The sequence below is a fragment of the Sinorhizobium sp. 8-89 genome (assembly GCF_030124325.1).
Lineage (GTDB): Bacteria > Pseudomonadota > Alphaproteobacteria > Rhizobiales > Rhizobiaceae > Sinorhizobium.
Genome location: NZ_JASKLR010000015.1, coordinates 1 through 23430 on the forward strand (window position 1 = coordinate 1; position 23430 = coordinate 23430).

Consider the following 23430-nt stretch of genomic DNA (forward strand, 5'->3'; position numbering starts at 1 on the left):
GTGAAGCCATGAACACCGGCATCATCGATCGCTTCCTGGAGACCTTCACCTCCTATATCGATTCCGGCTTCGGCCTGCTCGGCAGCGAGGTCGCGTTTCTCTCATCGACGCTGATCGCGATCGATATCGTGCTCGCCGGTCTATTCTGGGCCTGGGGCGTCGATGAGGATGTCATCCAGCGTCTCGTCAAGAAGACGCTCTATATCGGCTTCTTCGCCTACATTGTCGGCAACTTCAACAGCCTCGCCCGCATCGTCTTCGAGAGCTTCTCCGGCCTCGGGCTGAAGGCGGCGGGATCGTCGCTGTCGAGCACTGAACTCCTGCAGCCCGGTCGTGTCGCCCAGGTCGGCATCGATGCCGGCAATCCCATCCTGCAGGCAGCAGGCGATCTTATGGGCTATGTCAGCTTCTTCGAGAATTTCGTGCAGATCTTCGTGCTGATGACCGCCTGGGTCATCGTGCTCGTCGCCTTCTTCATCCTGGCGATCCAGATCTTTATCACGCTGATCGAGTTCAAACTGACGACGCTTGCCGGCTTCGTGCTGATCCCCTTCGCCTTCTTCAACAAGACCGCCTTCCTCGCTGAAAAGGTGCTCGGCAATATCGTCGCTTCCGGCGTGAAGATCCTGGTGCTCGCCGTCATCGTCGGCATTGGTTCTGGCCTCTTCAGCCAGTTCACCGCCGGCTTCTCCGAGCAGCCGACCATCTCGGAAGCACTATCGCTGGTGCTTGGCGCGCTTGCGCTGATGGGTCTGTCGATCTTCGGGCCGGGCATTGCCACCGGCCTTGTCTCCGGCGCGCCGCAGCTTGGCGCGGGTGCTGCTGTCGGAACGGGGCTTGCTGCTGCGGGCCTCGGTGCCGCCGGCTATGTCGGCGCCCGCGCCGGCATGGGTGCCGCAGCCGGGGCGATCGGTGGCGCGATGCGGGGAGGGGCGGCTGTCGCCGGCGGTGCCAGCACCGCCTATGGCTTGGCCAGTGCCTCCTCGGACGCGGGCAGCACTGGGCGCGCCGCGGCGGGAATCGCCGGCGTGGCGAAGGCGGGCGCCGGCTTCGTGATGAGCAAGGCGAAGGAAGCCGCCGGACGGTCAGGCGAGGGGTTGCGGTCGAGCTTCGGAGCCGGGCAGGCGGCTGGCTGGAAAGCCACGGGCGGCGCGAATGATGTTGGCGCCGGTGCGTCTGGCAGCGCCGGCGAGTCCGCGAGCGGAGCCGCGCAATCCTCTTCGCCGCCGTCATGGGCCGAGCGCATGCAGCGCAGACAGGCTTTCCAGCACGGCGTCAGCACCGCCGCCCATTCCGTCCGTTCCGGCGATCACGGCGGTGGCTCCCTCTCCGTTTCCCTCAATCAGGATGACCGCAGATGAACCCCTTCAAACGCGCTTCCGTGCGCTATGCCCGTACGCTCGAGCCCGAAACCCCGTACCAGAAGGCAGCCCAGGCCTGGGATGAGCGGATCGGCTCCGCCCGCGTCCAGGCCAGAAACTGGCGGCTGATGGCCTTCGGCTCGCTGGCATTGGCCGGCGGGTTTGCCGCTGCGCTGATCTGGCAATCAACGCGAGGCACTGTCGTTCCTTGGGTGGTGCAGATCGACAAGCTCGGCGAGGCCCAGGCGGTGGCACCGGCAAGTGCCGACTACAGGCCAACCGATCCGCAGATCGCCTGGCATCTCGCTCGCTTCATCGAAAATGTCCGCGCGATCCCCGCCGACGCTGTGATCGTTCGCCAGAACTGGCTCAGCGCCTACGAGTTCACGACCGATCGTGGTGCGGTGGCGCTCAACGACTATGCCCGCGCCAATGACCCCTTCACCAAGGTCGGCAAGGTGCAGGTCGCCGTCGACGTTTCCTCGGTCATCCGCGCCTCGCCCGAGAGCTTCCGTGTCGCCTGGAGCGAGCGCCGCTACGAAAACGGCCAACTCTCATCCACCGAGCGCTGGACCGCCATCCTCACCGTCGTGATCGAACAGCCGCGCACGCCCGACAAGCTGCGCGCCAATCCGCTCGGGGTCTTTGTCAACGCCATCAACTGGTCAAAGGAGCTTTCGCAATGAAGGGGGCAACAGGAATATCCATGAACAGGATCCGATCGGGCGGGGCCGTCGTGCTGGCAACGGCGCTGCTGGCGGCGACGGCGCTTACCGGCTGCGCGAAAAAGTATATCCCGCCTGAAATCGACTACGACGACGCGGCGCCCGCCGTGAAGATCGCCGATCCGGTCGGACCGGTGAAGGTCGTCGAAGTGTCGAAGCCGCTTCCGCTGCCCGGCCAGTTGAAACCGATCGAGGACGGCAAGAAGAAGCAGGAATCGTCGGATCCAAAGGTGCGGATCGCCGCGGCCAACGAAGCGGCGCGCATGCAGCCGGTGAGGGACGGCTTCATCAACGCGGTGCAGGTCTACCCCTTCGCCATCGGCGCGCTCTATCAGGTCTATGCCGCGCCTGGCCAGGTCACCGACGTCGCGCTGCAGCCGGGTGAAGAGCTTGTCGGCGCCGGTCCTGTGGCCGCCGGCGATACGGTGCGCTGGATCATCGGCGATACCGAAAGCGGCACCGGCGCAGGAAAGCAGGTTCACATCCTCGTCAAGCCCACCCGATCGGAGCTCCAGACCAATCTCGTCATCAACACCAACCTGCGCACCTATCATCTCGAACTGCGCTCGACGGAAAAGACCTACATGGCCTCTGTCTCCTGGCAATATCCTGCCGATCAGCTGATCGCGCTTCGCCGCCAGAACACCCGCGCCATTGAAACTCAGGCCGTGGCGGCGGGCGTCGACATCTCGAAGCTCAATTTCCGCTACCGGATCGAAGGCGACGGCGCGCCCTGGCGGCCGCTACGTGCCTTCGACGACGGGTCCAAGGTCTATATCGAATTCCCCTCCGGCATCACCCAAGGCGAAATGCCGCCGCTCTTCGTTATAGGCGCCTCAGGCAATTCCGAACTGGTGAACTACCGCGCCCGTCAGAACTACTATGTCGTTGATCGGCTGTTCGCCGCCGCCGAACTGCGCCTCGGCGACAAGGACAGCCAGCGCCGCGTCCGCATCGTTCGCACCGACGGCCGCCGCGTCGGAAACCGCACGGCGCTGTTCTCCTCGGAGAGAAGCCGATGACCGGCCCGTCCGATCTCAAAGCGGAGTTTCGGTTGCGGCCCGAGCCGCCACGTGTCACCCGTCTGTCCCGCAAGGTGCTGATCGGTCTCGGTGGTGTGTCAGGCCTCGCCATTGCCGCCGCCCTGTTCTTCGCGCTCGACACCAGCAGACGGAGGGGTGAGGCACCCTCCGAGCTCTACAACACCGAAAACCGCACACCGGCGGACGGTCTCGCCAACCTGCCGAAGGATTATACCGGCATCCCGAAACTTGGGGTCCCGCTTCCCGGCGATCTCGGCAAGCCGATCCTCAAAGCCCAGGAGGAGGGCAAGCCGGTCATCGTGCCCTCGATCCAGACGCCACGCGCCGATCCGGAAGAGCAGCGGCGGCTGGCCGAAATCGAGGCCGCACGCGTCGCCAAGCTCTTCACCGACAGCCGCGGTGAGCGCACTGAAAGCAATCAGGCACTTGACGCGGGAAAGAGCACGACTGAACCCAATGCAGCCTTCAAGCAGCCGGATGCTGTCCCGCCGCTCGATGCTGGCGCGGCGCAGAACATGCAGGATCGCAAGCTCGCCTTCGTCAATGCCGAAGCCGACCGGCGCACCGTCAGCCCGGATCGGGTTGAAGAGAAGGCATCGCCCTATATCCTTCAGGCCGGTTCGGTGATTGCCGCAGCGCTCATCACCGGCATCAAGTCCGATCTGCCGGGCTCCATCACCGCCCAGGTGACGGAAAACGTCTATGACAGCCCGACCGGCTCCCATCTGCTCATCCCACAGGGCTCGCGGCTGATCGGCCAGTACGACAGCCAGGTCACCTTTGGACAGTCACGCGTGCTTCTCGTCTGGAACAGGGTCGTCATGCCGGACGGCACCTCTATCGTCCTTGAGCGTCTGCAGGGCACCGATCCGCAAGGCTTCTCCGGCCTTGAAGATGAGGTCGATTATCACTGGGGCCAGTTGTTCAAGGCAGCTGCACTTTCCACCCTGCTTGGCGTCGGCACGCAGATCGGCAGCGACGACGAGGAAAGCGAGATCGCCCAGGCGATCCGGGAAAGCGCGCAGGGAACGGCCTCGAATGTCGGCCAGCAGATCGTCAGCCGGCAACTCAATATCCAGCCGACCCTCACGATCCGGCCCGGGTTTCCGGTTCGTGTTGTAGCGAATCGCGACCTTCTGATGCAGCCTTACGGAGTCGCAAAGGAACCGAGATGACCAAGCTGAAACTATCTGCCATTCCGGATGATAAGCCTGTGAAGATCACGGTCGAGCTGCCGGCGGCGGTGTTTCGAGATTTGCAGGCCTACTCGACCCTTCTGGCGAAGGCGAACCAGGAGATGGTTGCGCCTGAGCCGGCGAAGCTTATCGTGCCAATGGTTGTCAGATTTATGGAAACGGACAGGGGATTTACGAGGGCAAAGCGGCAGGACGCCAGCCGTTTTGAGTCCGCGAACTCTTTGAAAAGCAAATACGAGTGACCACCCGATTAGAATTCTTGGCTTCGTTTGCACTTCTTAAATGTTCTTTGTATGTTCTCGCCAGAAATGGGGCCGTGTTCCGTTGAAAGAACGCATAAGCTGCGGCAAGGTGAGGCAATGAGAGAGGGTGAGTCGGCCATTTTCTGCCAGAAGCAATCTGGTGCTTATTTCACGCCGGGTGATGTCGCGCAGGCTCTTGTAGCTTGGGCGGTCCGCCGCGCCTCCGATCGCCTTATCGATCCTTCATGCGGCGACGGCCAATTTATTTCCATCCATCGCAAGTCCGTCGGCATCGAACAGAATCCGCTCTCTGCGCAGAATGCCATTGCAAATGCTCCCTGGTCCCTGGTGCACAAGGGCGATTTCTTCACCTGGGCTGCCGAGACGCGCGAGCGCTTCGAATGTGCCGCGGGCAATCCGCCCTTCATCCGCTATCAGAGCTTCAAGGGGGAGGTCCGCCGTCGCGCGCTGGAGCTTTGCGCGCTGGAGGGTGCACACTTTTCCGGCTTGACCTCGTCTTGGGCGCCGTTTCTCGTAGCAACAGCTGCCCTACTGAAGCCTGGCGGCCGTATGGCATTCGTCGTGCCGGCGGAAATCGGACACGCCCCTTATGCCGCGCCGCTTCTCGATTACCTCGTGAATTCCTTTTCCGAGGTGCATATCATCGCCATCCGGCGAAAACTATTCCCATCCCTTTCGGAGGATTGTTGGCTTCTCTACGCGGACGGTCATGGAGGTTCGACTTCGCAGATAAATCTGACTGTCTGTGAGGAGTTCAAGCCATCCAAACACCGTCCGAAGCCCGACGTCTTCGTCGACGTCGAAGAATGGCGTACGACCTGGTCGCGTCGGCTGCGGCCTTATCTTCTGCCGCAGGGTATTCGCCATGTCTACGCAGCGGCCGCCCACGATCCGGCAAGCAAGCGGTTCGGGGATATAGCAAGCATTGGCATAGGCTATGTGAGCGGCGACAACGAGTTTTTCCATCTGCGTCCCTCGGAAGCCAAGCGGCTGAAGATTCCATCCGAGCTCTTGCACCCGAGCCTCCGCAATGGTCGCGCGATGCCGAGCAATCACATTACAGAAGCGACGGTCGAAGCCTGGAAGAAGAGCGATGACAAGGTTCTCCTGCTTCGACTGAAGCGCTGCCAGGAGCTGCCGTCGAGCGTTCAGCGCTATCTGGACAGCAGCGCCGGCCGCGAGGCGCGCCTCGGTTATAAATGTCGAAATCGCACCCCGTGGTATGCCGTTCCCGACGTGCAGGTACCTGATTTTGTCCTGAGCTACATGGCGGGCCGCTCAGCGAACCTTGTGCAAAACCTTGCTGGGGTAACCTGCACGAACAGTGTCCATTCGGTTCGGGTCCGTGACCGCAAACTTGCCAAGAAACTTCTTCCGCAATGGTCAACCCCGTTCGTACGCCTCAGTTGTGAGCTTGAGGGACATGCGCTCGGCGGCGGTATGCTAAAGCTGGAGCCGCGAGAAGCGTCACGCATTCTCTTTCCTTCTGAAACGATAAATGTGCACGCGGACAACGAAGCGATGGAAGATGCGATAAGCACGCTTCAGCGTTGGAGACATTATGCCGAGTAATCTGGAGGCGAAAACCTGCCAATGGACCAATCAGGCAGACGCCTTGGCGGCATTCGCGGAATTTACCGGAAAGACCCAGAGCGCCAGCCATATCAAACCGCTGCATTGGTACGTTGCATGTCGGCTGGTCATCGAAGGTGGCTTCGATCCGGATGACATCGTTCCTCGTCCACCGTTTCGAGTACAGCGCCGTTCCGGCAAAGCCCCTGTGCTCGAATATGAGCCTACCTTGGGAGGCGGCGGCGAACGAACCGTCCTTGGTGGCCTGAAAACCAAGAACGTCGACGTCGTGGTGACTCGCAACGGTATCGGGCCTGTCCTCGCCGTCTCATGCAAAGGCGTGACCGGCGCCTTCAGGAACTTGACCAACCGCATGGAAGAGACGATTGGTGAGTGCACCAATCTCCACATCACCTATCCGGCGCTCGTTCTTGGTTATCTCGTGTTGTTGCGCGCTAACCGGATGGTCGAGACGGTGCTGGATGATGCCGCTAAAGCCGCCGCGGATGCCGAGCAGCCAAACGAAGGTGCCAAGACGCTCGCCGCCAACGATATCGCCATGACCGAGGGCGGGGAGCCAGTCGCCGGCATCGTCCGTTTCCACAATGCGCTGCGCGAGCTGGTGGGCCGGCGCGGCATCCGCGACGATGTAAGCCGGTACGAAGCGATTGGATTCGGTCTCGTTGAGATGCACGGTGATCATCGCAATGACTTGCTCGACAGCTTCCCTCTCTCGGATAGCCCGCTCAAGCTCAATGGCTTTTTTGATACGCTATACGCCCGCTACGATGAGCGTTTTGTCGTCAGCGCGCCTGACCTTTCGCGCACGACGCGGCGCCTGGAATGGGATGCGGCGTCGCCGGCTTTTCAGGTTCCAAATCTGGACTATGCGCCGCGAATCGATGGTGAAAGCGGAGAAATCGCGCCAGCCCAGAGTTTCGACTAAACCCTCGAGAGACAAGAACACTGTTAGTGGATTCTGTCAGGGAAGGGCACCGGGGAGCCTATGATGGCCTTGATCAGACTCGCCGGAGGCAAGAGATCTTGAAGTTTCACATCCTTGATGCGCTATAACTTGGAAAGAGAACGGATTGTTTTTCTTTAATGCGATTTCATAGTTTTCTCGGATAGAGATAACCCATAATTATGACCCCAACATATAGTCGAGTCTTCATTCGTGGAAACAGAAAAATACCTAGTCACGATGTTGAGGAGAGGAGCCGGCGACTACTCGCGCAGGGAAGCTTTGGTCGCCGCATGCATCCCCGTCGGACGACCGGATGCGGATTTCACACTTATGTCGACCGACTGCATGTCGGCTGGAAGTTGGAGCACAGATAATGACTGACCGTTCGGCCGCACTTTCGCTCCTTCAGAGGGCTCTCGACGATGCCGAAGCATCGTTTCGCGAGGGCCAATGGGAAGCCATCGACGCGTTGGTGAATAGGCAGGAGCGTTTGCTCGTTGTGCAGCGAACGGGTTGGGGCAAGAGCTCCGTGTATTTCATTGCGACACGCATTCTCCGGGATCGGGGTCGCGGACCAACGCTTATCGTGTCTCCACTTCTGGCTTTAATGCGCAACCAAATTGAAGCCGCTAACCGACTCGGTATCCGTGCCTTGACGATTAATTCTACGAACAGGAACGATTGGCCCGCGCTTCAAGATGCAGTTCGAGTCAATCAGGCAGATGCGCTTTTGATTTCACCCGAGCGCTTAGCCAACGATGATTTCGTCCAGAATCTTCTGCTACCAATTGCGGAAACGATTGGTTTGCTTGTTGTCGACGAGGCGCATTGCATATCTGATTGGGGCCACGATTTTCGTCCCGACTACCGACGGCTTGTAAACGTATTGCAAAGAATGCCCGATAACGTTCCGATACTAGGCACGACAGCGACGGCTAACAATCGTGTCGTTACGGATGTCCGGGCTCAACTCGGCGATATCGGAATTCAGCGTGGGGCGCTTACGCGTCAAACTATTGCACTACAGACGCTGCACCTACCCTCGCAGGCAGCTCGCCTTGCTTGGCTCGTAGAGCATATCAATGAACTTCCCGGCACTGGCATCATTTATACGCTAACCAAGCGTGATGCGAACCAGGTTGCCGACTGGCTCAACCAACACGGGGTTCCCGCTAAACCCTACTATAGTGGTGTGTTAGGCGATGGATTTGTAGACTCTGACGTCTATCGTGAGCACCTTGAAAACCAGCTTCTCAGAAACGAGATCAAGGCGCTGATTGCAACAACGGCTCTTGGAATGGGGTACGACAAACCTGATCTCGGTTTCGTCGTTCACTATCAGGCACCCGGATCGATCGTTGCCTACTATCAGCAAGTGGGGCGTGCGGGACGCAGCATTGGCCATGCGGTCGGCATTCTGATGTCGGGCGATGAAGATGATCACATCCACGAATACTTTCGCAGCAGCGCGTTCCCACGCGAACGGTGGGTACAATCGATCCTAGAGGTACTTGAAGAAAGCGACGGCTTGACCACGACCCAACTCGAAGAGGCCGTGAACTTGCGCCATGGCCAGATCGAGCAGGTGCTCAAATTCCTCTCTGTCGACAATCCAGCCCCCGTCCTCAAAGACGGCTCCAAATGGCAGAGGACACCCGTCCCATTCCGCATGGATCATGACCGCATTCAGCGCCTAATTGAGCAGCGCGAGATCGAATGGGGCGAAATTCAAGCCTACATCCATGAACCTCGATGCCTAATGGAGTTCCTGGCGCGCGCGCTAGATGATGTAAATCCACAGCCGTGCGGTAAATGTGCAAATTGCTTGGGTAGACCGGTCGTGGAGCCTTCGTTTGCGCGGGAGACGGCGGTTTTGGCCGGTCGCTTCCTGCGTCATTCGGAGATTCCTCTGGACTGCAACAAGCAGGTGGCAAAGGATGCCTTCGCCGAATATGGCTTTAGAGGAAACCTGCCCTTAGAACTCAGAGCCGAAACGGGTCGTATCCTCTCCCGCTGGGGTGACGCCGGTTGGGGGCAGGTGGTTGCTGATGATAAGCACGCCGGCCGTTTCCGAGACGAACTCGTCGATGCGGTTGCGGAGATGCTGCGGGACCGCTGGCAGCCAAATCCATCGCCGATGTGGGTGACCTGTGTGCCCTCCAGAAATCATCCGATGCTGGTACCGGACTTCGCCGCACGTCTCGCGAACCTTCTCGGTCTCCCGTTCGCGCCTGTGGTAACCAAGGTAAAGGACAACGAGCCTCAAAAGGGGCAGCAAAACAGATTTCACCAGTGCCGTAACCTTGATGGAGTTTTTGCAATCGTTGGCAACGTGCCCGACGGCCCTGTGCTCCTTGTAGACGATGTCGTGGACTCCGCATGGACAATGACGGTAACAGCCGCGCTACTCAAGCGGGCCGGCAGCGGCCCTGTTTGGCCCCTTGCGTTGACGACTTCAAGTGTAGGAATCTGACATGCATCTTACACCTCAAGCTCAAGCGGTGATGCTTCTGACCGTATCGCTTGGGAAATCAGAGAGCCAAGATGGGAGGCCCTTCTCCAACAGCGAATGGGCGAAATTTGCTATTTGGCTGAAAGATCACGGGCTGGAGCCCGCTACCCTGCTGAAGGGCGATGTGGAATCTTTGCTTGCTGGCTGGGTGGATCGTACAATCCCGGTAACGCGTATCCGTGCACTTCTAAGCAGGGGAGCGGCCCTTGGCCTTGCGCTCGAAAAGTGGCAACGCGCAGGCTTATGGGTGTTGACAAGGTCCGACCAGGATTACCCGGAACGATTTAAGCGACGTCTACGTTCCGAGTCGCCCGCTGTCCTGTTCGGTTGCGGAAATAAGGCTCTTCTTAATGCCGGTGGCATTGCCGTCGTAGGATCGCGTGACGCCAACGAGGAGGACCTCGCTTACACTGATAAATTGGGAGCCGAGGCCGCGGCACAAGGGCATTCGATCGTCTCTGGAGGTGCCCGCGGTGTTGATCAGAGTGCAATGCTGGGAGCGTTGGAAAGAAAAGGAACGGCCCTGGGCGTTCTTGCCGATAGCCTCCTTCGATCCGCCACATCATCCAAATACCGGAAGCACATAATGTCCGGCGATCTGGCCCTGATCAGCCCCTTCAATCCCGAGGCGGGTTTCAATGTAGGCAACGCGATGTCGCGAAACCGGTACATTTACTGCCTCGCCGATGCCGCCGTCGTCATCAGCAGTACCCCCGATAAGGGGGGGACGTGGAACGGAGCACTCGAAGATCTTCGCGCTGGATGGGTGCCGCTTTGGGTTAAACAAAGCAACGACAGAAAATCCGGTAATCGACAACTTGTGCAGCGAGGGGCGCGCTGGCTTCCGGAAGACCTTCCTTCGTTCTCGAACTTGCTTGAGGGATCTCACCCGAGACCATCGCACACTTTGAGCAATGACCTTCCCTTGCTTGCGCCCGAGGCTGAGAGTGAGAAAAGGGGCGACACCCGTCCTATAGCTACGAGCCAGCAGCCGGCGAAGCCGGTGGCAGAAACGTCATCGATCCCGAGAGCATCGGCTCCCGAGGGACAGGCCCCGGTCGATATTGATTTCTATGAGCTTTTTCTGGCTCGATTGCTTGACCTTACATCAGCCGCGCCGATGACGGCCGACGACATAGCTGCACGCCTTCACTTGGAGAAGTCACAGGTGAGCGCTTGGCTCAAGCGAGCGGTAGGGGATGGTAAGGCGTCAAAGATCCTGAAACCATTGAGGTACCAATTTGCAACAAGCCAAGAGCCGCAGGAGTCTTTGTTCAATAAGGACTGAAACTCCGTCAAGCAAGCCGCTGTTGGGGTCATCTTGACGTGGTGCATAAGGTTGCATACGGTTGCTGTATGTCTCGTAATGATTCGCCGGATTTTCTTTCTTTGGCAGAGGCCGCTGATTACATCGGCGTCTCGAAAGACACGCTTCGCCGGTGGGATGCCGTAGGCCGACTTAAGTCGGTGAGGCGTCCGGGTAGCGGTTATCGCTTCTATCGTCGGCCAGACCTCGAGCCATTTCGGTTGGAATACCGGCGGGCGGAGCAAGCCGCCGAGGAACCAGAACATATCTTTCAGAGCTTACCCGTTGATATCGAATCGAACAGTCAGATTCGTGAGCCGCAGCAAGGTGCCCATCGAGCAGTGCGGACCCATTTCCAGGTTTCGAACGAGCCTGTGATTCTTCAAATCCCGGTTGGTTGCGGCAAGACCGGCGTGATGGCGACTTTACCGTTTGGAGTCGCCAAGGGGCGCACTTTGGTAATCACGCCCAATCTCACGATCCGAACTGGTGTCGCTCAAGCCCTGGACATCAGCAATCCCAAAAATTTCTGGCGGCGCACCGGCGCCATTCATGATTTCTCTGCCGGTCCGTTTCGCGCAGTGCTCGATGGAGTCGACGCCAATCTTCACGACTGCAATGCCAGCCATTTCGTGGTGACAAACATCCATCAGTTGGCAAGCTCTGCCGACCGCTGGCTTCCGCAATTTCCGCCCAACTACTTTGATATGATCCTAATCGATGAGGGACATCATAACGTCGCCCCGAGCTGGGCGAAGGTTTACGAGCGCTTCCCGGCCGCGAAAGTCATCAGCCTGACCGCGACACCTTTCCGAAGCGATGGGTCACGACCTGTCGGGAAAGTCATTTATCGTTACCCCTTCACCAGGGCAATGGTGAAGGGCTACATCAAGCAAATTCACTCGCGCAATGTCGCGCCATCGGAGTTGTCGTTCACATATCGGGACGACACGAAACGCCACTCGCTAGAAGAGGTCATGGCACTGCGCGAGCAGGCTTGGTTCCGAAAGGGCGTCGCCCTTGCGCCCGAGTGCAATCGGCACATTGTTGACGCTAGCATCAAATATTTGCAGGAGCTGCGAGAACGGAGCGGGTTCCGTCACCAGATAATCGCGGTGGGATGTTCAGTGGACCATGCCCGCCAGATCCGCTCGCTGTACGAGGAGCGCGGCGTTCGCGCGCACGAGATCTACGGCGAAATGGATAGGGACAAACAAGACGCTGTTCTGACCAACCTTCGTACCGGGAAGCTAGACTGTATTGTCCAGGTGCAGATGCTCGGAGAGGGCTTCGATCACCCGCCTCTTAGTGTCGCTGCGATCTTCAGGCCTTTCGCCAGTCTGTCACCCTACATCCAATTTGTGGGCCGGGTGATGCGGGTAGTTCATGAAGCAAAACCCGATCATCCCGACAACAATGCCTTCGTCGTGTCTCATGTTGGTTTGAACACCGATGCTCACTGGGACGATTTTCGTGAGCTGGACTTCGACGACCAGGCAATGGTCAAGAAGTGGCTTGAAGCAGAAGATCAAAGCGGCGAGGAAACGGGCGCCGGCGAACCCAGACGGTTTGACGTTGGCATGCTCGTGGATAATGAGATCATCGGTTCATTCATCAACCGCTCCTTTCTCGATCCTGAAGACGATCGAGTTTTAGACGAGATGCTTGACCACGAAGTTGGCGGTGGCCTGCGCCTTAGAGACTTGGTGAAGAAAGACCAACTGAGAGAAACGCTCCGGCGCAAACAGCAAGAGTCGTCGCCTGTGATCGACGTAGGCGAGCTCCCCGTACAGCCGCAGGCGCGGAGGGTCCAAGCGCGCAAGCGATTGTCTCAACGTACCGGGTCCGTAGCTGCCCGAATCCTCAAAGACCTAGGTCTTTCTCCGCACGGTAGGGAAGTGGGAAAATGCGACAAGACCGTCGCTGGCCGGGACAACCGAGCCGCGGTGACGTCTCTTCTCAACAAGGCGATCAACGAGCACTTGGGTATACTACCGGGGAGGCGGAACGATCCGGATGCAGTAAACAACGAAGACGCATTGTCGGCGCTGGACATGCTCGGCGATAGGGTAAGGGATGCGCTGAAAGGAAAAAACGGCAATGCCTAAAGTGCGAGATATCCTGATCCACGTCGGAGTGGAGCAGGCGCAACGCCAACGAAAATGTCGCCGGAATGCCGTGTATCTAATTCCCAAAGGGGAAAAGTGTTTAGTGGTGAAAACCGGTCCTACAAACGACGACTACAGCTACAGTCGCGATGCGGCGAAGGCGATGCTCGACGCCGCTTGGGCAAAGATGAAACGCCTATATGTGGATCTAGGGTTGGTGCCCCCGAATTAAACGGACAGCAGTATGGGCGGCAAGCACATCTTTCTACAGCTTAAGACAGTGAGCTTCGGTGCAACATGCGCCAAACCGCTTGAGGACGGCATTTTAACCGAGATCAGTACGAAACTGATTGCTGCACTGGACGTATAATGACCGACGACGGCGTAGCGATCGAAGCAGACATCGAACTAGTAGATGCTATTGCTGCGCTATCGGCAGATTGCACCGCTCTTTCCAAGAGGCTTCATCAGCTCGATCATACGATTACCACAGACTGCGCCGGGCTGACCCTCCGCCTTCACTATCCGGCTTTCAGGCAAGGGAAGGCGATGGTCGGAGAACTTGTCGACGCGATTTCTCACCACATTGTAGCATTCTGCCTCCCGCGGACCAAAGTTGCGCAGGTGGATGCCCTGTACGGCTCCATACCTGTTGCAGAGTTCAAGGTTCGATTGGAGCAGCTTCGACAATCTGCATTTGATCTTTTCAAGCGCGCTCAGCTTGCGTGCAACCGCAACGGCGAGGCCGGCGAGCTCCTACTTTATCTCTTCACCGAATGGGTACTCGGGGCTCCGCAGATTTTGGCTAAAATGTCCTTGAAGACGAATAGTCAGATGCCTGTGCATGGCGCCGATGGTGTCCATGTAAGGTTCTGCCCGGAGACGAAACGCCTGTTCATCTACTGGGGTGAATCCAAACTACATAAAGATTTGGGAAAAGCGATAAACGATGCGGCAAAGTCGATCGCTGAATCGCTTACAGAAGAGAAGGTCAAGCATGAGATCGCGCTCGTCCACCGCAACCTGGATCTCTCAGGTTTGCCGTCGAGTGCAAAAGAGGCGCTCCTCTGCTACCTCGATCCCTATGCTGATGAATACGTCCATAGGTACGACGTGATCACATGCCTCATCTCATTCGATTTCGATGGCTTCGCGAAGACAGCCGCCGATCCTGAGACCTGCGACGCAGTGTTTAGAAAGCTGGCCGAGGAGAAACTCAAGTCGGCTAGCGTTGATCTCGCGCAGGCGCTCAAAGACAAGGGTCTCAATCACCAGCCCGTCGAGATGTTCTTCATGCCGGTGCCGTCAGTCGCGCGGTTGCGTGAACTCTTTCAAGACAAGATTGGTTGGAAGCCGATGGGGGGGAGCTGATGCAGGAACTCGCCGACCGCGTTTGGGCAAATCCACGTTTTCGGGAAGCGGCTGCGCGTATCCAGCGCTCCTGGATCTCCCGCGAACTCGGCTCCACGCCATCAGATTCGCCTGGAAATCCAGAAGACGCCGCCCGGATCATGCAGGCCGCAGCAGTGCTCGCCTGCTCCGCTACCCCCGAGCATCGTCGGCTCGCCTACCGCGCGGCGACGGCGGCATATGAACTGGTGGGCACCGATATCCTTCCGTTGGAGCAGGCGTTGCGGGTCGTACTCGGACGCCTCGGCAACTTCCCTGCCTTTCAGACGCGCGCCGACGTTGATCGCGCGCTTGCGGATATGCCGCCTCTGCTTGTGGCAGAGGAGTTGGCTCTCTCAGACGACCGGCGCGTCATGCTGCGCGACAAGCCATTTTTCCTCACTGCCTTTCAGTACGATCTCTGGGATCGGCTTGGTAAAGGCCGCCGCGTCGCAGTCGCCGCGCCGACCTCAGCAGGCAAATCGTTCGTTCTCCAGAACCATCTCGTGCGGCTCTACGACGGAGACACCGACAGAACTGTGGTCTATCTGGTACCCACACGTGCGCTTATTGCACAGGTTTCGCAAGATCTTGCCAGCATCTTCTCGCAAGATCCGAAGGGACGTCCCGAAATTCTGACCGTGCCCACCGAGCCAGACGTCGCGCTTTCGAAGCGCTCCATCTGCGTAATGACGCAGGAGCGAATGCAATTAATGCTTGGTGCGCATCCGGATTTCTCGGCGGATGTTGTGATCGCCGACGAAGCCCACAGCATCGCAGATGGTTCGCGTGGCGTTCTTCTTCAGTGGGTCGTCGACGATCTCTTGCGTCGCCGCCCGGACGCGCAACTGCTTTTTGCTAGTCCCGGAATTCGCAATTTGGAGGTATTCGGCCGAACCTTTGGACTCGACGACATCGAGAGAATGCCGTCGAGTGAACCGACTGTAGCACAGAACTTCTTGTCCGTGAGGATCGTCTCAGCCAGAGGGGGGCTCGTTTCCGTCCATTCGGTAGAGCCGGGGGGCCATGAAACCCAGGTTTCTGAGATCGTCATCGGCCACACGCTGGCAAGCCGTAAGGAAATGCTAGTTCACGTCTCCGCGGCGCTAGGAAAGGGCGCTGCAAACATCGTTTACGCCAATGGCGCAGCAGAGGCGGAAGACGTCGCACTCCAGCTATCGGAATTGCTGAAAGAGCGGGAGGCCACGCCTGATCGTGAGGCTCTCGCTCAGCTGGCGGCCGAATCCGTCCATGGGTCCTATGTACTGGCGGAATGTGTGCGGCATGGTATCGCGTTCCATTACTCCACTATCCCGACCCAGGTACGACAGGCGATCGAGAAGGCGGTATCCGATGGAGTGGTGGATTTCCTCGTATGTACAAGCACTCTCCTACAGGGAGTGAATCTTCCTGCTCGCAACGTCTTTATGTGCAAACCAGAAAAGGGGCGCACACACCCGCTTGAAGCAACCGACTTCTGGAACCTAGCAGGGCGAGCTGGCCGCTTGCGGCGCGAATTTCAGGGAAATATTTTCCTAATCGATTATGAAGCGTGGAAAGTGAAACCGCTGGATCAGCCGCGTGATAGTGTCATCGTTCCGGCAATCGAGACTGGCGTCACAGACAGACGCACCGACCTTGTAGCGACCATTACCCGCGACGGACCGCAACTTCGCGATGATCCCGACGTTGAAACAATCTTCGTTCGCTTGTTCGACGATCTCGAGCGCGGCGATCTGTCGAAAACCATGGATCGGTTCCACACCGCCGGAATCGATCCGGTTGCCACGGGTGAAATTGCGACAGCACTGATTGGGGCTGCAACGGAAATCACATTACCGGCGCACGTTCTCAGACGGAGTCCGAGTATCTCGCCGCACAAGCAGCAGGATCTCTATCGAGTTCTGGAAAGGATGGCAGCGGGTGATCGCGCAAAAGCCCGCGCGTTGATCCCCGCCCATCCCCGCGAATCTGGCGCCTATGATTCCTATGCCGCTGTTTTGAAGCTCTGCAACATGCATCTTGTCGGACTTCCCGAAACTGACCGGCGCCACCGCTTTCAAGCGCTAATGGCGACCTTCTGGATGAGCGGTGAGCCGCTCCCTCGCATCATAGAGCGCCAGATAATAAGAGGAGGTGCAGAGGCGAAATCTCGCAAGATCATTCGCGATGTTCTGGATGCCATCGAGAAGATCGTGCGCTTCGAGGCGGTCCGTCTGCTCAGTTGTTATTGCGGTGTCCTGCTGCAGTTGTTCGAAGACATTGGAATGCCAGACCTCGCGACCTCGGTTCCGCCGATTTCACTATATCTTGAAGTTGGCGCGTCTGACAGAACCATGATCAGCTTGATTGCTGTCGGACTTTCAAGAGCCTCTGCCGCCATTCTCAACGATGCCGCCGTAGACAAGAACATGGACGTTGCCGCTGCAAAGAACTGGCTAAAGACGAGACCCTTGGAAGTCTATGGTCTTTCACCGCTTCTATTGGAAGAAGCCAATAGGATCGCGCGGGAGTGCTAATTTCCTCGGCTATTCAAGCTGCCATCATGACGGGGACAGATTGCTCGACCAATCGCAGGAATCGGTGGTTGCGAGCCCCCGCAATCAATGGCTAGATAGGCTCAGTCTTGTCTGTAGTTCGACGCCGCATTCTCGTTTATGAAACTGTGATCGGCAGGTGACTCCGCTCAAAGCCTTCGCAACGACCGCTCGTCCTCATTCCGCTGTCGTACCGGTGTTTCAAATCTTGGCGGTCGAAATCTTCCGTCATCGGCTTAGCCCTCAAACAGTATGGCGGCATACTCCATTGCACCATGCAGAACGTGGACAATGACCACTTGCTCAGCTTCCACACGGTAGAAAATCAGGTAACTGCCATGAACCCTGCGGCGAACGCCGTGATGTTCATATCGAGGCACCAAAGGGAAGGCTTTTGAGGACGTTGCTAGCGTCAGACATTTCTGTTCCAGCTCATCAACGAATGACAACGCACGGGAGGGATTGTCCTTTGCGATGTAGTCACCGATCTGCTGCAAATCCGCCTTTGCTTCAGTCGTAAAGCGGACCTTCATTCTGCCGAGTCCGGCAGCATGGCTTTGTATCGCTTACGCAGTTCGCTGAAAACATCTTCGGCGGCATGGGTGCGGCCAGCGTCAGCATCGGTAATGCCGCGCATGATTGACGCATCGAGAGCGGCAAGACGTGTCTCACGATCTTGAATCAACCGCACTCCCTCTCGTAGTACTTCACTTTTCGAACCATAGCGGCCCGTATCGACGAGCTGTTGGATATAGCTTTCGAGCTGTTTACCCAGATCGGCACTGATCATGTTGAAATCTCCTGCGGTCGAAGCTGTCCCTAATGTAATCTCCTTATCAACTATTATCAATATGCATTGCCTCATGCCCACCAGGTCCGCACATCGCATTTGGTAATGAACCGAGTACCGAACGGGACTGCTCCGTGCGGCCTATCCGCCAAGCGGGTAACTCGAGGGAAAAAGCGGTGTCGCGGAAAGACGATCGCGCAGGTGAGGAGGGTAAGACCACGAGGATTGAGCTCACCATCGCACAAACCAGAAGATGTTGGACTTACTCCTGGTCACGCGGTTCATTCTCTGCGCGGAGCGCTTCCCCAAGTTAAGAACGACCGCGACGCGGCCGGCGGATCATATCCAGATTCGCACCTATCGTTGCGGCCCGTCAGCCTGAAATGCGCTTTGTCGAGCCGAAGACCGCTGATTAACAAGCGCGGGCGGTTCTGTTTCGGGCGCGCGAGCGTATTCTTCATCAGCGAACGGAACTGGTGAACGCTCCGCGCGCCGTTCTCTACGAATATGGGCAGGTCATTCCGCAGGGGATTGGTCACATCAAGCGCATTGAGGCGATTGTCGAGGATGCTGAGATCGGCCTGCCCGAGCTTGTGCGGGAGGAGTGCCGCGACCTTCTGGCTCAGATCGGCGAGAAGACGGCCCGGATCGCGGAGAAGACGAAGAAGCTCACTGACCTGTCGCGGCAGAGCCAAACTGCGCGCCGGCTTCAGACCATGCCGGGTGTGGGGCCGCTGATCGCCCTAGCCGTCGAAGCTTTCGCGCCGGCGATGCAGAGCTTCCGATGCGGTCGAAACTTTGCTGCTTGGCTCGGCCTGGTTCCACGACAGTTCTCTTCTGGTGGGAAAGAAAGGCTAGGTCGGGTGTCGAAAGCTGGTCAGGCCGACATCCGCAGGCTCCTGATCATCGGGGCAATGGCCCGCGTGAGTTGGGCGTGTCGCAAACCGCCAGCGCAAGGATCGTGGCTCTCGCGGATGCTCGCGAAGAAGCCGCGCATGCTGGTGGCGATCGCATTGGCGAACAAGATGGGTCGGGAAATATGGGCCATGCTGACGAAGCAGGAAGATTATCGAGACCCGGCTCTGGCTGTGGTGGCGTGACAAGAAACCACCGCGGATAACCAGGACTGGCAAGGAGGTGTGAGAAGTCGCTGACCTCAATGGGCGCATGATCGAACAGATCTGGATCGGGAAAACCAGAGTTAAACTGAGGGCCTAGAACTCGTTTGGCAGATTTGAACCCGATCCGCAGATCACCATACCGGCCTGCGGCTTCTGAAGTGCCGCAAATAAAGGCCTGACAGAAGACCGCATTCGATCACACGGCAAAAGGGGTCAGACACTACTTGCACAACGGACGGCAACCACAGAAGTTAAACGGGTTCATCCTCAATTTCTGTGATTCAGCGGCAGCATTCTCGCCCTCATCAGTTCTGGGCCGGCGCGACCGTACATTGCACGCTTCAGCATCTTGAGGCGATTGATCTGCCCTTCGGCTTGACCGTTGCTCCAAGGGAGTTCGATTGCATTTTTGACGGCATCAATATCCCGGCGCAAAACGCTGGCGAAACGCATGATTGCCGTGAGGTTGGTGTCAATGGCATCGTCGATCCATCCATCCAGTGCCTCCGAATTCCTGCTGCGCAAGATGCCGTTGAAGCGCATGGCCAGCCCACGCATTATGGCGAAGACTGTCGAGCCCTGCTTCAAGGCATTGACCTTTCCGGCCTGACGATCGGTCAGCAGGCCGCGCGGTTTTATGCACAAAGCTGCGGCCACCACAGACGAGATCATATGGCCGGCGTCAGGATCGCGGACGGGTTTTGAAACATGCACATCTGGAGGCGGTTCGTCGGGTTGGATGTTTTCGGCTTCACGCCACACCTTCAACAGGCGCTCCAGATTGGGCGCTCGTATCCGGTCCGCCTTGCAATCTCGCTGTAGGTGAGGCCCTGCTGGCGCAAAGCTTGAAGCGTCTCGAATATCTCCTGACGGGATTGCCTGTGCGCCAAGCGGGCTCGGCGGTGTTGTGCCGTAGCGCTGGTAATAGCATCTTCGGAGAGAATGGGTCTCACATGGGCGTGACCATAAACGCTCATCTGTTCCTTGATCGCCGCCCTGAGATTTTGGACCAGATGAAAACGGTCAGCCATCTGGCGGCCCTGCGGTGCGCCCTCCCGGGCTGCCTGGGCATACAGACCACAGCGATCTCGGCTAACGACCTCGATCGTCGGACGTTCTTGCAACCATGCTTTTGCGCTCTCGACGCTGCGGTCGTCCAGAACCTCGATGACCGAATGATGCTCAAGATCGACCATGATCGTGCCATACCGCGAGGAATGCCGCCAACTCCGATCATCAATGCCCACAACCCGAATATTGTCTTTTTGCATGGACGCCGGATTCTTGCGCTTCAATTGCCGCAAGATCGTGTCGTCGCTGACCGGCATGCCGAGCCGATGCATCAAGTATTCACCTGGGCGACCGCCCATCCTGTGGCCAATCAAGCCCACAATCTCAGCCATCCGTTCAGTTCGTCGCATGTAGGGTAAACAACCTCGGGCAACCTGTCGGTGAAGGTTCGTCGCCCGCATTTCCGGTGTCTACACTGCCACCGGTTCAGCGCGAGTTTGATTTTCACAACTTGACCCTGAACAGGCAAGTCCTGGAGGCGGCGGTTGTGCCAGCCGTGCCGGTGGTGGCTTCGCGTTCCGCATCCGGGCAGATACCGACAGGTTTCGCAGCGGCAGAAACAACCCAGTTTCCTTCATCTTGAAGGGTGATACCCAGAACTTTGACCCCTGGGCCGGGTGACCATTTCAATTGCGCTCGCATCCCCGCAGATAGCAGTCGCGGCACTAACACTCTGTTAACCACAGAAATTGAGGAAGAATCCCATTAAATGGAAAGCGACAGCGCCTCGTTCGCGCTATGCCTCCATATCATCTGCGTATGCCAGTCAACACTGGGGCTGTGCTAGACTTTAGTCGCACGCTCCTTTCTCCCTGGTTTCGAACTCTGCTGCATCATGCGTTCACGCCACCCATTCATTGATGATAGGTCTGATTATCCTGTAGCGCGGGACAGCAGTTCAACGCCTGGCCGTTGTGTCCGGGATCTGCCGGGCCTCCCGTCGCCTGGTCTCGATTCCACGGAGCACCGCGCCATGCTGCAACAGCAGCAAAGAGGATGTACGGTGTTTGAGCGGCGCCTGAACGAAGCTCGGCAACCCGGAGCTGTCCAATGCTATAGTCGCGCTCCTTGCGCTCTGGTTGGGGCCGCTCGAGCCTCAGATAGGTTCTACCTCCGTCAGCAGTCGGTGTTCGACCGCTGCCGTTTTGTTTCCATATCTTAGGGGATTGAGCATGTTTCCATATCTTAGGGGATTGAGCATGGTTGACATGGGCCTTCGGATCAACGGGCAGGGCTTTTCGAGCGCACAGGAAGACCTGCAGCCAGAGGATCAAGGCACCCAGTCTTCCGTGGCGCGTGTCGATCAAGAGGAGCTTTGGCAGGCGGCGGATCACGCCGGTCCGCTGTCGGCCGACAGCTTCGGTTCGCAAGGCTTCGGGCAGGAGCCTTCGGCATTGGCCGCCTGGCCAGCGGCAAGCGTCAACCAGCCAAATCCGCCGACCGAGGTTGAAAGCCCCTGGGAACTAAGCCCGCAAATGTTGGCTGAGCTGACGGAGCTGATGCGAGGTCCGGTCCCGGTGGAGACCGCGAGCGAGCCCTCCAGCACAACGGCGGGGGTAGTCAGCTTTCGGCAGCCCACGGATCGAAGCACCCAGTTTTCCGTGGCGCGTGTCGATCAAGAGGAGCTTTGGCAGGCGGCGGATCACGCCGGTCCGCTGTCGGCCGACAGCTTCGGCTCGCAAGACTTCGGGCAGGAGCCTTCGGCATTGACCGCCTGGCCAGCGGCAAGCGTCAACCAGCCAAATCCGCCGACCGAGGCTGAAAGCCCCTGGGAACTAAGCCCGCAAATGTTGGCTGAGCTGACGGAGCTGATGAGAGCTCCCCTCTCCCCGCAGGAAACGGCGATCGACCTCGCCAGCACTCCGGATGAATACAATACCGATGACAGCGTGCGCGTCTTCGACGGCCAGCCGCTGGAGACTAGTCCTCAGGCCCCGGAGATACACGGCCTTGGGGAGCCAGATGCTTCGGGAGTTGCCTGGCCGAGCGAGGTGCCAGTTGGAAGAGCGCAGCATTCGGCCATGTCCGAGACGGCCGTGACGCCAGCGATCCGGCGGGTGGCGGGCGCAAGAGGCAGGCCACTGAGAATGAGGCAGACGTAAGGTCCAGCCGACGGCGTCGGTTGCATGTTCCGAGGCCACAGGCGTTGGCGCTCGGCGCCAGGGAATGGCTGGACGATGAGCATATCGCGGCGGACTACGCGCTCCTGGCCGAGGAGCTGAGGCGGGCCAACCCGGGCTTGGCCGCCCAAATTCGGCTCGTGCCACCCGCCCTCGCCCACCACTTGCGCTTGGCTGAGACCCGAGAGCGGGAGGAGAACCTCGCAGGGCTTTATTTCGATGACACGGGACAGGACACGGCGCGGTTTCTGTTTTTGCCGGTGAGCAATGCCAGGGAGGCCGGCGGCACGCATTGGTCGCTGCTTTTCGTCGATCGGAGGCATTCGGAAGGACCGCAGGCCCATCACTATGATTCCTCGCAAACGCTTGCTCAGATGTTGGTGGCAGCCCGGCTGGCTGGCGGACTGGGGGTGACCCAGTACAGCGAGGGGCAGGTGGCCCAGCAAACCAACAACTTTGACTGCGGTGTCTCGGTGCTGACAGCCACGCGCGCGTTGGTGGCCCGGCTGGCGAGCGGCCAGGCGCCGGAGGCCGGAACCTTGCAGCTTGGTGACGTCATCGCTGATCGTGCGGCGCTCCAGGCCCGGCTCGGGGCGCAACCGGGGATCGCCGACGAAGACATGGCTGAGGGCGATCCGGATCCCTCCTATGAGAAGATGGACGAAGGTCCCGATCTTGCGGCGCTCGCCCGGCAGACGGTGTGCAACGAGGGCGAGAACGTATATCCGGGCCTGAGCACCGAACAGCTCTCGCGCCTGTCGGGCGTATCGGAGGGGGAGCTGAACAAGGGCCCGGCGTTCCAGGCGGTGTCGGCACAGGATCAGGCGAGGCTGGACGCGATCGCGCGAGCGACGCCGCGGCAGCCGGGGCAGAGCAACGGAGCCTGGGCGGACGCGCTGAAGGCGTCCCATCCCGATCTCAGCGCCGCGGATGCTGCCAAAATCGTAGGGGACGCCAAAAGCAATATCGCCAAGAGGGCGGCGTACAAGCCGATGTAGGAACCTCCATGATTTCCAACGGTCGCGGTAATGACGGGAATGGCCGCGACCCGAACCAAATCGGAGGATTACGGTCTGGCCGTCGTCATCGATCTGCGGTATCAGCCCCGCGGGCGTCTCGGTCATAATTGCGAGAAAACCTGCCACTTGAAGGCGAGGAGCTACCCGAAAGGGGATTCTGTGCGGAGGCGTCTTTGGATGGCAGACGCTCATTGTCGCGCCCTGCCTCTGGCTCGAGCACGTGCAGGTGTCGTCGGGCGCAGCCAATCGGCGGCGATCAGGAAGAAAAGTTCCGTGTCGCTTGGCAATAACTGTGAGAATGCGGCTGTTTCGCCTTGATTTGGCATTTAA

At 58.7% G+C, this 23430-nt stretch carries 16 protein-coding genes and 2 pseudogenes; 15 read left to right on the forward strand and 3 right to left on the reverse strand.

What is annotated here, in order from left to right:
• Positions 1–8 precede the first annotated feature (8 nt).
• The 12 genes from trbL to QN219_RS23355 all read left to right on the forward strand — a co-directional run bounded on the left by trbL (position 9) and on the right by QN219_RS23355 (position 16961).
• Positions 9–1361: a P-type conjugative transfer protein TrbL gene (trbL, locus tag QN219_RS23300; protein WP_284002554.1), complete on the forward strand. Its 1353-nt coding sequence runs from the start codon at positions 9–11 to the stop codon at positions 1359–1361.
• Complete coding sequence (gene trbF, locus QN219_RS23305; protein ID WP_284002464.1) at positions 1358–2047, forward strand: conjugal transfer protein TrbF; 690 nt, start codon at positions 1358–1360, stop codon at positions 2045–2047. The genes trbL and trbF overlap by 4 nt, the downstream gene beginning before the upstream one ends.
• 20 nt (positions 2048–2067) lie before the next feature.
• Positions 2068–3108: a P-type conjugative transfer protein TrbG gene (trbG, locus tag QN219_RS23310; protein WP_284002465.1), complete on the forward strand. Its 1041-nt coding sequence runs from the start codon at positions 2068–2070 to the stop codon at positions 3106–3108.
• On the forward strand, positions 3105–4304 hold the full coding sequence (locus QN219_RS23315; RefSeq protein ID WP_284002466.1) for a TrbI/VirB10 family protein: 1200 nt from the start codon (positions 3105–3107) through the stop codon (positions 4302–4304). The genes trbG and QN219_RS23315 overlap by 4 nt, the downstream gene beginning before the upstream one ends.
• Positions 4301–4567 (forward strand): DUF2274 domain-containing protein, encoded by a 267-nt coding sequence (locus QN219_RS23320; RefSeq protein ID WP_284002468.1) that lies wholly within the window; start codon positions 4301–4303, stop codon positions 4565–4567. Before QN219_RS23315 ends, QN219_RS23320 begins: the two co-directional genes overlap by 4 nt.
• A 117-nt stretch (positions 4568–4684) precedes the next feature.
• Positions 4685–6160, forward strand: coding sequence for an Eco57I restriction-modification methylase domain-containing protein (locus QN219_RS23325; RefSeq protein WP_284002470.1), 1476 nt, complete (start codon positions 4685–4687; stop codon positions 6158–6160).
• 43 nt (positions 6161–6203) lie between these two features.
• Entirely contained in the window at positions 6204–7106 is a 903-nt protein-coding gene (locus tag QN219_RS23330; protein ID WP_284002472.1) for a hypothetical protein, read from the forward strand.
• 394 nt (positions 7107–7500) lie between these two features.
• The gene (locus QN219_RS23335; protein WP_284002474.1) at positions 7501–9600 is read left to right on the forward strand and encodes a RecQ family ATP-dependent DNA helicase; all 2100 of its coding nucleotides are present in this window, start codon (positions 7501–7503) and stop codon (positions 9598–9600) included.
• Position 9601: 1 nt separating this feature from the next.
• Positions 9602–10927 carry a DNA-processing protein DprA gene (locus tag QN219_RS23340; protein WP_284002476.1) on the forward strand — a complete coding sequence of 442 codons (1326 nt, stop codon included), beginning with the start codon at positions 9602–9604 and terminating at the stop codon, positions 10925–10927.
• A gap of 68 nt (positions 10928–10995) precedes the next feature.
• Positions 10996–13053 carry a DEAD/DEAH box helicase family protein gene (locus tag QN219_RS23345; protein ID WP_284002477.1) on the forward strand — a complete coding sequence of 686 codons (2058 nt, stop codon included), beginning with the start codon at positions 10996–10998 and terminating at the stop codon, positions 13051–13053.
• 369 nt (positions 13054–13422) lie between these two features.
• Positions 13423–14424, forward strand: a complete 1002-nt coding sequence (locus QN219_RS23350; RefSeq protein ID WP_284002478.1) for a DUF1837 domain-containing protein — start codon at positions 13423–13425, stop codon at positions 14422–14424.
• Positions 14424–16961 carry a DEAD/DEAH box helicase gene (locus QN219_RS23355; RefSeq protein ID WP_284002479.1) on the forward strand — a complete coding sequence of 846 codons (2538 nt, stop codon included), beginning with the start codon at positions 14424–14426 and terminating at the stop codon, positions 16959–16961. The genes QN219_RS23350 and QN219_RS23355 overlap by 1 nt, the downstream gene beginning before the upstream one ends.
• Before the next feature lie 254 nt (positions 16962–17215).
• On the opposite strand, the gene QN219_RS23360 is transcribed toward QN219_RS23355, so the two are convergent.
• Positions 17216–17512 carry a type II toxin-antitoxin system RelE/ParE family toxin gene (locus tag QN219_RS23360; RefSeq protein WP_283980142.1) on the reverse strand — a complete coding sequence of 99 codons (297 nt, stop codon included), beginning with the start codon at positions 17510–17512 and terminating at the stop codon, positions 17216–17218.
• Complete coding sequence (locus QN219_RS23365) at positions 17509–17769, reverse strand: type II toxin-antitoxin system ParD family antitoxin (RefSeq protein ID WP_284002481.1); 261 nt, start codon at positions 17767–17769, stop codon at positions 17509–17511. Before QN219_RS23365 ends, QN219_RS23360 begins: the two co-directional genes overlap by 4 nt.
• A 428-nt stretch (positions 17770–18197) precedes the next feature.
• Between QN219_RS23365 and QN219_RS23370 the strand changes: the two are divergent.
• Positions 18198–18869: pseudogene (locus QN219_RS23370) on the forward strand (IS110 family transposase); the annotation flags it as partial.
• Positions 18870–19157: 288 nt separating this feature from the next.
• Here QN219_RS23370 and QN219_RS23375 read toward each other — a convergent pair.
• Positions 19158–20603 (reverse strand): annotated as a pseudogene (locus QN219_RS23375) (ISL3 family transposase).
• A 557-nt stretch (positions 20604–21160) separates the two neighbouring features.
• Here QN219_RS23375 and QN219_RS23380 point away from each other — a divergent pair.
• Both QN219_RS23380 and QN219_RS23385 read left to right on the forward strand, forming a co-directional pair.
• Positions 21161–22063 (forward strand): hypothetical protein, encoded by a 903-nt coding sequence (locus tag QN219_RS23380; RefSeq protein WP_284002482.1) that lies wholly within the window; start codon positions 21161–21163, stop codon positions 22061–22063.
• Positions 22064–22107: 44 nt separating this feature from the next.
• Positions 22108–23079 (forward strand): Ulp1 family isopeptidase, encoded by a 972-nt coding sequence (locus QN219_RS23385; protein ID WP_284002483.1) that lies wholly within the window; start codon positions 22108–22110, stop codon positions 23077–23079.
• Positions 23080–23430: the final 351 nt, after the last annotated feature.